The sequence below is a fragment of the Wolbachia endosymbiont (group B) of Chesias legatella genome (assembly GCF_964026945.1).
Lineage (GTDB): Bacteria > Pseudomonadota > Alphaproteobacteria > Rickettsiales > Anaplasmataceae > Wolbachia.
In genome coordinates this window covers 471,445-484,595 of the sequence record NZ_OZ034711.1, presented here as the reverse complement: position 1 = coordinate 484,595, position 13,151 = coordinate 471,445, and the positions used below count along the sequence as shown (strand labels likewise).

The window sequence follows — 13,151 nt, the reverse complement described above, 5'->3', positions numbered from 1 at the left end:
TTGAATGTTCAATAAAATCAAGTGTGTATATTTATTAAAAAAATAAGGTAAAGTAATGAATATTAAAACAAGTTCTCATTATGGTTTAGACAAAAAGGCTATTGATGATTTAATAGAGTCTCTCGATAATCAAGAATTAGAGAATGTTCGTAATATTGTAAAAACGATAGATAGCGTTCAGTTAGCTTATTTTTTATCTACTTCGATCAGTGATCACAGGGAGAAATTAGTTAATATCCTCGATCAACATTTGTTAAGTGATGCCTTAGTACATGTAGTACCAGATTTACAAGTAGAGATCATAGAAATATTGGGAATAGAAAATACAGCAAAGTTACTAATGCTTCTTGATATAGAAGACATAGTAGCTATAGTGAAAGATTTAGATAGAAAGTCTATAGAAAATATACTTAACTACTTACCCAATGCAACTCAAAAATTAGTAGAGGAATTGTTATCATACCCAGAAGAAAGTGCAGGAAGGTTGATACATAAAAATATGGTTATAGCTCCATATTATTGGACGATAAATCAGCTAATGGAATTCTTACGCAACTATAAAAAAATACCAGAAACATTTTATCAAATTTTCATCATTAACTCAAAATTAGAACCCATAGGCATTTTCAACTTAAATAAGGTAATATCTCACTCAGGAGAAACAATAATAAAAGAGATAATGAGTCAAGATATAAAAATAATAAAAACTGGAATGGACCAAGAAGAAGTAGCAAGAATATTTAAAGATTACGCTCTATTATCAGCTCCAGTAGTAAATAAGAATGGTAAAATTATAGGTGTAATCCTTATTGAAGATGTAATCAAAATTGTTCAACAAGAAGCAGAAGAGGATGTGCTTAAAATAAGCGGTGTATCTTCTAAATCTGATATAAATGCCCCTATACATAAAACTATAATTAAAAGACTACCTTGGTTACTGTTTAACCTCTTAGCTGCAACAATATGTTCTATAGTAGTTGGCTTTTTCGATAACGTAATACAAAGTTTTATAGTACTGCCAATAATTATGCCAATCATTGCATCGATGAGCGGAAATGCAGGATCCCAAACAGTAACACTAACTATCCGGGCAATCGCAACAAAATATCTAACTGAGCAAAATGCAAAAAGAATACTGATGAAAGAATTTTTAATAGGTCTTATAAACGGGGTGATCTTATCTACTATTTCATTAGTAGTGTTAGCAATAAGGTTTCACAATGTCAAAGTGGAGATGATTTTTGTGGTCTCCATGATTATGATGTCAATTATTGCAACGTTCATCGGAACTTTCATTCCTATAATGCTTCATCGTTTAAGATCCGATCCTGCTGTTTCGTCTTCAATCTTAACATCAGCAACAACTGATATTCTCTCAGCTCTTATATTTTTTGGTCTAGCCACGATCTTTTTATTAAATAGCTGAATCTTGCTATATAAAAAAATTGCTTTACAAGCTTTAACTGCCACGTTATCATTACTCACAGGTGAATTGAAGAAGAAAATAACAGTCGATAAAGAAATAAAAGTACATGAAACTGAGCTGCTTTAGTTTTAAAATAAAATGCTAGAATATGCAAAAAAGTCCTTGCTCTGCTAAATCTTTTTAGCTATAGTACAATTTAATGTAATCAATATGTGGGGTATGGTGTTAGATGCACTGTATTATGTATGTCATTGGGAAAGCAATACTAGCTTTCTTAGGCATATATCTAGTTTAGTAAGAAATAAAAAGAAAAACACACTGTTACTCAGCAATTAAAGTTACTTAGGGTTACTATAAAGTTTCTACAGTAAATTGCTTTGGTACAACTGCATAAGAATCAAATGTTGAAACCAATCTTCAGAAAAGAGGTTTACGACAAAACAATCAAAATATGAATATTAAAATATAGGGGGCTTTATGTTAGGTAAAGAAAATACAAAGGGACAAGTAATAGATAATCAAATGGATTATGTAGATGATGAGTCAACAATAGGAGCAAAAGGAGGTCTTAATCATGAAGATAGATCATCTAGTGAAGAACTTCAGCGTGGACGAAGTCAAGAGAGCCCTAGAGTAACAAGATCTTCATCTATAGGCAGCAGTAGTACATCGACTGATGATGAAGAAATGTTTAGCTGTATAAGCATTACAAGTGATGAAATAGTGAAAAAAGCAACTTTTTTTGTTAAGACTTTTGTTAAAGAATTCGAGGAAAAATTATCTAAATATTTTGAGGAGGCAGAACCAGACTCAAATATACAAAAAATAAGCAAAGCTTCAGCCAGCTTTAGTTCTGTTTTGAATAATACTATTCCAGCAAGTCCACTGAAATTATTTAGTGTTAAAGTTAATGAGAGTATCAATCATTGTGTTACAGGAAAACGGCATAAGAAAGGAGCGAAAAATATTTTTACAATAACTACGCCTTGCTACAAAGCTGAAATGAGAGAGATTTTAGTAAAAGCTGGCTTAGAAATTTTTCACAGGTTTGAGGTACCATTCATAAAAGTTGTAGATATCAATCCCTCTTTTTATCATAGGAGAGTTAAGAAGTTAGCAATAGATGCTGTACATAGAACAATGAATTACCTTTTAACTTCTGAGGAACAAAACTTTTCTGTTGATCTTATAACACAAGGTGTTGTTCTAGGTAAGTCAAAAAAGAAAGGATATTTTACGCGTCCTGGATATGAAGTAAAAGATGAGCAAAGTGGTGAAAGTTTAGTAACCTCAGAATTGTATGAATGGGTAGGAATAAAGAAAAAAGAAGAAGATGAAACTGTTAATTATTATCAATATAATTCTGAGGAACATAATCTAGAGGAATATAACTGTGCTGAAAAATACGGCTATCGGCTTCCCTTTGAATGGGAGTTAAGAAAGTGGGAGGAGGTAAAACAAAAGTATGTATCTAGTGAAGTACCCATAGAAAGATATGTGTATATTTTAAATGATGAAAAAAAAGAAGAATTAGCTCTTTTTATATTAAAGGAGATTAATGAACAAGATCCTGTGAAAAGGAAAGATATAGAAGATGTAAAAGAACATCTTAGAAAGCAAGATGAAGATAGGCGTCAATTTTCCTATAGTTTTGGCAAGACACCAGAAAATTTCATTGAAAGAAAAGAGGTGGTAAAAAATTTGAACCTAAGGTTACACAGTAGTAGTCAAGAAGTAAAAATGTCACGAGTAGTCTTAATTAGTGGGAAGTCTGGAATAGGAAAAAGCGAACTTGCTAGAGGCTATGGGTTTAGTGAAAGGCGTAAGGCTACTTGGGCAAGGATTATGTGGATAGATGCCTCGTCATGTACCAATCTTTCAAATTCATTTCATGGGTTGGCTGAAAGGTTAGGGATTTCTAGAAAAAGTGAGCAAAGGAGAGAGAGAAACATTAAATCTATTGTCGAGGATGTATATGAGTATCTTCAAGACACAAAAAGTTTGTTTGTTTTCGATGATGCTAGTAGTTATAAGGAGATTGAGAATTTTTTACCATCCAGCTTCCCTGTTTTTTCTAATAGAGAAAAACCTTACGTTTTAATTACTTCTCCTAACAAGAATTGGAAAGAAGAAATAGAAGATATAGAAGAAATAAAGTTGGGTAATTTAAAAAAAGAAGAAGCCGAGGAATTTACTCGAAAAACCTTAGGGGAAGATGAATCACAAGGTAAATCTATATCAGAGTTAATAGAAGAGTTTAATTGTTTTCCATTAGATTTGAAAGCAGCAACATCATGCATTAAACAAAAAGGTCTTAGTATTAGAGAATATCTGGAGGAATATAGAGTAGCTCAGCAATCAAAACCTGATTTTTTGGAGACACAAGTTGTTAATAAAAAATCTTTTAAAGCTTTGAAGATTAACATTGATAAAATAAAAGAAGAAAAAAATGTTGGGCAGCAAGCGTATGTTATTTTAGTATTCATGGCTTACCTGGACCCTAATCAAATTAATACAAAAGAAATTTTTTTCAAGGGGGAATCAAAAGAAAATCAACAAAGGGTTTTGGATGCACTTGATCTACTTAATCAGTTCTCATTGATTGGATTAGAGAAAGGGATAGCAAAAATTCATCAAGAAGTACAAAAAATGATAAGGTTAGGGCAAAGAAAAGAAGAAAGAGAAGAAAAATTTTTAAGAAAAATAATGACATCATTGATGAATAATAACTGTAAAAATGTAAGCCATATCATATCCATTTGGAATTATGCAAGTGAATATAAAAAGTTAGTTAATGAATTTATTCAATCTGATTATTACGGAATGAATATCTTACATTTTCTGGCCATAGATGATAATGAAGAAGTTATTAAGCTTATATTCGAGAATGTAGATCCAAGTAAATTAAGTAAAATTGTTAATGTCGGTGATAAAGATGGATCTACTCCTTTAGAATATGCTGTTATATATGGTCACTTAGCGTTAGTTAAATACTTTATAGGAAAAGGGGCTGATTTTAAGGTAAATGATGACCCGAGCCTTACCCTTTTAGACTGTGCTGCTCTCCATAATCGACTAGAAATAGTTAGGTATTTTATTGATAACGAATATTTTCAGTTTGATAGTACTGTTTTATACTATGCTATTGAAAATAATTGCTTAGAGGTCGTTAGATACTTTATAGAGGAAAAAAAGATTTATATAAATTTAAAGGACGGAGAAGATAAAGGTTATTTGCACTATGCTGTTGAACATAATTCCTTGGAGATTTTTGAGTACCTTCTAGCGTACGGGGCTACAGTAGATTTACAGGATAAGAATGGTATGACTCCTTTGCATTTTGCTGCTATGTATGGTTACCTAGGAATTGTTCGCTACCTTGTAGGTTATGGAGCTGGTATAAATCTACAGGATAAGAATGGTATGACTCCTTTGCATTTTGCTGCTATGTATGGTTACCTAGGAATTGTTCGCTACCTCGTAGAGCATGGGGCTGATATAAATTTACAGAATGAAGATCATATGACTCCTTTGTACCTTGCTGATGTATATGGTCACTCAAGCACTGTTCGCTACCTTGTAATGAATAACGTTAATACGAATCTAGAGGATATTAGTAATAATATTTCTCAGAACTACGATGTTAAGTTTCATTGCTACGACAGCGCTAGGTCCCTTTTTTCTTTAGAACAAGGAGCTAATGTGAAACTTGAACTCAACGATGATTTGTACCATTATACTAACAATTATTACCCAAGTAGTATTTGTTGCTATCAACCTCAATCTACTGTGTACTCAGCTCCATACTTAAAAACACAATCACATAAAAGAAACCTAGAGACATTTGATGAACATACACTACCTAAAAAAAGAAAATTAGAAAATATAAGTGAAGCATTGCAATTTGAAGATAAAAGCACGGTTAACTTAACTCATAGGTCACCTATATCTTCATTTAACAGCGTCTCTGTACAACCTGCAAACAAGGACTTAAGACTATAATTTTACAGTAAGCTATTTAATTTTATGAGGGGAATTTCAAAAAAACAGAGAAATAAAGTAATAAATTGATATAAATTCGCGTAGAACAAGTGGTAGACCAACCCATTCCAAAACAAAAAGCTCTCACGCTTGCTCGTTTTGGGTGCTGAAAATGGATGTATTATTAAGTTTTTAGTGATACGTAAAGTTAAGTTAGTATTTAGAAATAGAAAGAGTACATTGCAGTAAAAAAACAGAAGTGTTTTTGCAAGCACTGGCTTTAGTTTTAAAAATACAAACTAAAATAAAATGCTAAAAAGTTCTTGCTCTGCTAGATCTTTTTAGCTATAATGTAATTCAATGTAAAGAATACATGGGGTGTTAGATGAATTGTATTATGTACATCATTCAGAAAGCAATCCTGGCTTTTTTAAGAATATATCTAGTTTAGTAAGAAATCAAAAGAAAGGCACACTGTTACTTAGCAATCAAAGTTACTTAGGATTACCATGAGGTTTCTACAGTAAATTTGTAGAGCAGTTTAGTACAGCTGTATAAGAATCAAATGAATTAGATGTCAAAACCAATCTTCAGAAAAGAGGTTTACGACCAAACAATTCAAATATGAATATTAAAATATAGGGGGCTTTATGTTAAGTAAAGAAAATACATGGAAACAAGTAGCAGATAATCAATCTAGGTTAATAAGAATGCAAAAAGAAGACACACTGCTATCTAGTAGTCAGCAAATATTACAGCTGGAAGGTTTTACAATAGGGAAAGCAATTGGAAAAGGGGATTGTTTCTTTGATGCAGTTGCACAAGGACTTAAGCAATTAAAACCTGAAATGAACTTTACTGTGAAATCTTTGAGAGAAATTTGTAGGAAGCAAGCTTTAATTAGTCAAGAAATGAAAGAAAAGATTATAGCCGATGCTAGAAACCGTGAAGATTCTACAGTAATACCTCCAGGGCCTGGTATTGATGATGATGAATTATGGAAGACTTATTTGGTTGGTATAGAATACAGTAATGAAGATATAGAAAGAATGCAGAAGGACAATAAAGAAGTGGCTTCATCATTAACTGATTTAAAGTATGGAAATACGTTGCAGGTTCCTATATGTGGCAGACCTAAAATTGAGGGAAGCATGATTTGTAATGAATATAATGTTAAGCTGCATGTTATTGAATATCTTCCCATATATGAATGGTCAGGGTCTCTTATTGATGGATTAGGATCCAAATTTGTAAGTACAGATTATAATGAAAAAGATACTATACATATAATAAATAAAGGAGATTTTCATTTTGAGCCAATCTTGAGCGAGACACTATTAATAAGTGAAATACAGAAAGAATTTACTAGTATTCTAGAGGGTTCTAATCTTATAGAAGATAGAAAGCTTGAAAAGCTAAAAAGTTTTTTTGAAGCATATCCGAGTCTAAACGTTAATTTTCAGGTGAATCAATATAATGATACACCGATACATATTGCTGTTCGTGCTGGAGAATCAAAAATTGTTAGGTTTTTGCTAAAGATAGGAACGCAAGTTGATGTTTTAAATGGAGAGGGAAAGACTCCTATAGATATTGCTAAAGATAATAACAGAAAAGATATCGCTAAGATACTGCAACCGCTTATTTCATATAAAGAAGTTGATATACCAGGAGATGGCAGTTGCTTATTTTGGTCCGTTGCTTTAGCTTACTTAACTCCCGTAAAATTTGATGATTATGCCTTTCATGAAAGGTTTAAAGAATTATTTGCGAGCGACCATGATGTACATTCAATTCAAAGGCTAATGCAAAGTAATGCAAATATTTATGAAGATAGTGTAATGAAGCAATTAGTAACGAAGACATTTCGTTGTGAGGTTGCTGATGAAGTATGTTTCAGCCAAAGAAGATTTGAAAATAAGGTTGAAATTATGGATCTTTTTGAGAGTCACAGTGGAAGTTATTTTACAGGAGGTACCTTTAAAAAAGAGTTTGAACATGAATTCGGTGCTGAAAAAATTGAGCAGTATAATATTGACACTAGTAAACTCCAACCCAATTTTTTTGATGAAAGTGCAATAAAGGAAATTTGTACTGAACTTAATAAGATAAAAAAACGTGATCAAGTTCAGGAATTTATATTTGATACATACTTGAAATGCATGGAAATGACTCAAACTTGGGGTGGAAAGCATGAAATAAATGCAATGTCTGATCTACTAAATACAGCGATAATAGTGTCTGAGAAAGATTCAAAAGATCTTATATACAATGAAAAGAAAAAATACTGTAACAAAATACGCTTGTCTTATAAAGAAAATAATCATTATCAATTTTATCAAGTAGAGTATTCAAATTTGATGAAGTTTGTTCTGAGTTTCATTCAATCATTTGAAACGAGGCTTATTATATATGATATACTTGCAAGTACACTGAGAGAGGGGAACAGAATATTTTCGGATGGGGTGAGCATTAACAGGTTTGTGCAAAGTATTTTTGGATGTTCAACACATGATGATTGGGAGATGTTTGGTATGAAAGAATCTTTGAGAGAAGGTAATGTAACAAAAGCGACAAAAAGTTTTATTAATCTATCAGACTTAATAGGAACGTTTAATGAATATAAACTGGGCTTTAGAAAAATATTAATGGATGCTGGATGCAATATTTTTCAAAGTTTTGAAATGCAGTTTGAGAAAATAGGTTTTGATCATGTTTCAAAAATAGCAGATGACATTGTAGATAAGATAATTGAATGTTACATTCAGAAAGAACATAAGAGAGATTTGAGAAATATAGGGATAACTGAAACCCTTGTTCTAAATACATACTTTCAAGGTATGTTTGCGCAGTATGGAGAAATAAGTTATAATCTTAGAGACCTATATGAAAATATCGGAATTGCAGAAGGCAGTGAAGGCTCTTTCGTCTATTATAGAAAGAAAAGTGGGGATAAATCTAGTCAGTATGGTTATCGCCGTTCCCTTATGGGTGAAAAGTCGAAAAGAACATATGATACAAGATATATTAGAGTAGAAGCTACAAACGTAGAACTTGAAAACTATGTGTATACTTTAGATGCCTTAAATATACAAGAATTTAAGGCTAAAGTGGAGAAGGTATTTTATATTGTCAATAAAGAAATCCAAATGCCAAGCAAAAAGATAATTGAGGATCTTATAGTAAAAATTAAATCCCATATTGAACAAGAGGTAAGCTTTTTAAACGAGCATATCTTATTTTGTTGTCAAGAGCGCAAACAAAATTTAGATATGAATTTGAAATACTTAGTTAAAGAAAAAGGAAAAAAAGAACAACATATAATAGGAGGCAAAGAGTTAATAGGAAGAACTGAAAAAAATAGTGATGTTGTATCTTTGATGGAAAAAAATTTAAAAACAATTCCAAATTCGTTTTATTATCTAAAAGTAAAAGAAGCATTTGTAAATCATGCTGAAACAGTCTCTCAAAACTATAGCAACCTACTTGAATCAGAGCATGGTAATACAGCAAGATCTAGGAGTTTTTGGCCTAGTATAAAAGTATCAGATATAAAAAGATTATCATCTCTACTTGGGAAAATGAATTTTAAGGATGTATGTGCTCCAGTAGAAGAATTCACTGGAAGAAAGAAACAAATAGAGGAGATATATACAAAATTACATGGGGGAGAAGTAATAATAGTAGGTCCATCTGGAATTGGCAAAACTCAACTAGCTAGAAAATTTGTTGAAGAAAACAAAGGAGTTTATCTTAATGTCTATGAGGTAAATACTCAAGATATATTGTCCATAGAAAGTTCTTTTGATTCCCTTGTCCGAGATAGGCTAAGCATGTGTATGGAAAGAGAAAGAAATAAAGTAGAGGAAAAATGCCTATTCCTTTTTCAGGGAGTTAAAAAAGAAGATCTAGAGAGAATTTTAAAGATCAGAGGTAAAAGAGGTGGTTTTGACTGCTTATTTACTTCTTCTGATCAAGGTTATCAAGATATAGCAGAAGTGTCTTTAGATAGTCTTGGAGAAAAAGAAGCTATACAACTTGTAAAAAGAATTTTAGAGATAGCAGATAAGTCGCAAGATGAAAAAATAAAAGCACTAATAAGAAAACTCGAAGGTTTTCCATTAGCTATAAATCTAGCAGTAGCATGTATTAAAAACAAAGGATCAAGCTCTTTGAGCGAAGCATTTGGAATTTTTGAATATTTAATACAATACGAAAGGTTTAATCAGAAATTTCCACGAAACACTAGACAAAATGAATACGATAGAATACTGCAAATAACATTACTAATCTCGATGGAAACAATAGAAAAGATGAGTTCTGGAGAGAAAGTTCTAAAAATTTTAAATGCTATGGCTTATTTTGGTCATGGTACAATTGATCCCAATTTATTTCTTCCCTGGATTAGATATGAGGATAGGCTATACTCCATTTTTAAATTGCTAGAACAATATTCGATAATTTATCCAAAAAAGGAAGGTAAATACAAGGTCTATACTATGCATGAATTAATAAAAAAAGTAATACGTTCACAGTTTACCATAGATGAGGAAAAACACATATTAAGTTGTGTCATAGAACTGGTATCTGAAACTGAAGGAGGGTTTTTAGATGTAGTTCACCTCTTATCTTTGTTTGATCATGGTCAAAAATATGACTATCTAATAGAAGAAAATAAGAATCTTCCTTGTTTAATTTTAAGTGGCTTAAATGAGTTATATGAGTATCAAAAAGTTATCAATCTTACGTCGCAATTATATCAATTACTTGCTGTAGATGATGGATATTCAAGGTTGATCAAATATGAGTTTGCCTGTGCGCGAGCTGGTTTGGGATGGTATGATAAAGCATTAAAAGTCTTTCTAGATTTGAAAAAATTAGAGAAGGTAAATGATGTATTTCCTTCTCTTGCTTTGGATAAAAAAATACTTTCTATTTATCTCAAACAAAAAAATTATAAAAAAGCATTGTCGTACAGTAAATACAATAACTTTATATTTACTAGTTCATTTAACGAAGAAATCATGGAACTTATAGAAGAACATCTAGATATGGCAGTTATTATAGCTGAAGTATTTGTAATGCAAAAAAGATATACTGATGCATTTACAACTTTGTACTATGTAAGACAACTGAGAAATGAAATTTTCCTTAAAATAAGTGATTTTAACTCCGATGATGATCCTTATCTTGATCCTTCCGAGGTGTATGAATTTTATAATTTAGATACAAAATATATCTATGCCTTAGCATATTTCTTTATGAGTCAAGAAAGAAAAAAAGTAACTATAAATGAAGAAGCGTTACCACATAAAGAAGATTTACCTCGTGAATTGAGTATACAAGCTTTATTTAGGCAGCTACAAGATATTCTGATAAATCAAGAGAGTAGTCAGTACTTACAACCGGCTCCTTATTTTGTTGCAATAGAGGTAGGAAAAGTAATTCAAAGAGAATTAAGAGAGAAAGCATTGCAATATTTTGAGAAAGTGCTGAAGCTACAAAAAAATTATGGATTTTTAGATAATCATCCTAACGTACTATCTGTGAAGTTTTATATAGCTGTTTTACATAGTTGCTTAGAGGATAAAGAAAAAGCATTACAAGAACTTCAACGATTGCAAGAATTACAAGAGAAGGTTATAGGGATAAATCATCTTGATACTTTAGATACTGTATATGCTATACAAAAGTTGTTTACTAGAGATGAAGATAAATCAACATATTTAAAAAATGAGGTAGAAAAAAGAGAATCGCTCTTACAATTTGAAAAATCTGATTTGAATGCTAAGGGTGTCTCAATCTTAAAAGAGCTTTATGTAGAAAAAAATAGCGAAAGTTCTTCTTCAGTATCAAGTGAAGAGTTACTGCTAGAAAACAAAAGGTTTCTAGACACAGAGAGTACAAAAACTAAAAGGAGAAAAATAGATAACCAGCCAGCCATTAAGAGTTATCTTAACGATGTCAACGTAAATCTTAGCCGTCAGCAAGATGCTATAGTCAATTTATAATATTGACTGGCAAAACATTATCTTCTTACAACAGATGGGTCTAGATGCTTAAATTTTTAATATTATTTAATGATAATCTAAGGACAATTACAGTAAGGTTTCAGCAGAAGTTTAGATACATGGTTCCAGAGTGTGATGGTAGTGTAAATAAATGAGGAGCACTGTAAACATATAAATTCGAAAGGTGTAAGACCATTAAGAGTTTTAATTCTTCTAGCATAATTGTAAGCCATCATAAAATTGTAAAGATGCTTTTTGAGCTGCTGATGTGAGCGGTGGTAATATTTTTTAACTGTAGCATTTTTAAAAGTTTTATTCATACGTTCAACTTGCCCATTTGTCCAAGACTTTTGTCAAACGGTGTTCAGTGTCATTTTCTTCACAAACTCTATTAAATATGTGTTGAAAAGCGTATTTATGGTGCTTCTGGGAGGCTTTGTTGAATGGCAAGGAATGAGGAGGAGTAATGAAAGGAATTTACGAGGCAAATTTGAAAATAGGCATACCTATATCAGTAAAGTTATTAATCAAATAGCATTTTAAAAGCACATCTTTGAGAGGGAGTGTTAAATAAACTGTGTCAAATCGCATTTTTAGTTCAACTCGATTTTTAACCTACCAGGAAAAAAGATATCAAGTTGAGAGATAGTTAAAGCCCAATCATGTATAGGCATAGTCCATTTCTCTCCTGCCTTCTTTATAGCACAATATACCTGTTTATACAAGGCATTTGTGCTAGTAAATGAGCCCTTAGTTTTAGTAAATTTTCTGATCTGTCTATGTAGTCCCTCAATAGGATTTGTGGTATAAATTAACTTTCTTACAGGGCCAGAATATTTAAAATAACTAGACAGATTTTCCCAATTATTCTCCCAAAACTAAAGTATATTTTTCTCCCCATTTTTCCTCCAGTTCAAGTAAATAATTCTCGGCTATTTCTCTACTTGATATGTTTTTTTCAAATCATTCATGAAAACTTTTGCTCGATACATATTTCAGTGAATTTCTTATCTGATGTACTATACATTTCTGCTTTAGGAAATACGCTATTTATAGCTGTAGGAAAGCTTTTTAACGCAAGCTATCAGAATATCATCTACTCCTCTCTCTTTTAGGTCATTTAGTACTCCCAACCAGAACTTCACTTTCAGCCAAATAAAAACCCAAAACTTCTTTTCTGCCATTTTGCTAATATGTTATACATACATTTGCTTACACAATGCCCGTCCTCCTTGACCTTAAAAAACCATGAACACTATTGGATATACAGATTGCAGCGGACGACTGCGCCATTCGTTGATTACCGGTAACAATTTGTCAGTAATACTTGATATCTCTGCTGCAGATATTTTATATTTCTTCTACATGCGATGCTATATCCCATGCCACTGGCATATGTACTTAAAACCTTTGCTTCAAGTTCGGTTGTTTGCCTTTTTCTGACTACTTGTGGCTCGAAACTTCCTTCTCTATCTCTTGGTGTCAATAGTTCAAATACTTGTCCGTAAAGTCTTTGAATTTCTTCGGTTGTTTTCTTCGCTTTCAGCTGACAAATGGTTTTCTATCTCGCCTTCCCTCTAGCAGTTTTTTTATAAATGGTGTTAATGCTCCATCTCTTCCTGTCAATGGTCTTCCTTCTCGTATAGATGATAAGATATTTGTTTCTAATTCTTTATAGTCTACCAAACCGGTAGTTCTGTTTGCTTGACTCATTGTCAAACCTCCATTTTTTT

At 31.8% G+C, this 13,151-nt stretch carries 3 protein-coding genes and 2 pseudogenes; 3 read left to right on the top strand and 2 right to left on the bottom strand.

Annotated elements, in window-relative coordinates; translation table 11 throughout:
* Positions 1-55: 55 nt before the first annotated feature.
* From mgtE to AAGD65_RS02205, 3 genes are all read left to right on the top strand, one after another.
* The gene (gene mgtE, locus AAGD65_RS02215; RefSeq protein ID WP_064085731.1) at positions 56-1,426 is read left to right on the top strand and encodes a magnesium transporter; all 1,371 of its coding nucleotides are present in this window, start codon (positions 56-58) and stop codon (positions 1,424-1,426) included.
* 477 nt (positions 1,427-1,903) lie between these two features.
* Positions 1,904-5,428, top strand: coding sequence for an ankyrin repeat domain-containing protein (locus AAGD65_RS02210; protein WP_264683252.1), 3,525 nt, complete (start codon positions 1,904-1,906; stop codon positions 5,426-5,428).
* A gap of 629 nt (positions 5,429-6,057) precedes the next feature.
* A complete protein-coding gene (locus AAGD65_RS02205) occupies positions 6,058-11,418 on the top strand; it encodes an ankyrin repeat domain-containing protein (RefSeq protein ID WP_341810977.1) in 5,361 nt (1,786 codons plus the stop codon).
* Positions 11,419-11,495: 77 nt separating this feature from the next.
* Here the strand turns inward: AAGD65_RS02205 and AAGD65_RS02200 are convergent.
* Positions 11,496-11,832: pseudogene (locus AAGD65_RS02200) on the bottom strand (integrase core domain-containing protein); the annotation flags it as partial.
* Positions 11,833-12,011: 179 nt separating this feature from the next.
* Positions 12,012-13,131: pseudogene (locus AAGD65_RS02195) on the bottom strand (IS256 family transposase).
* Positions 13,132-13,151: the final 20 nt, after the last annotated feature.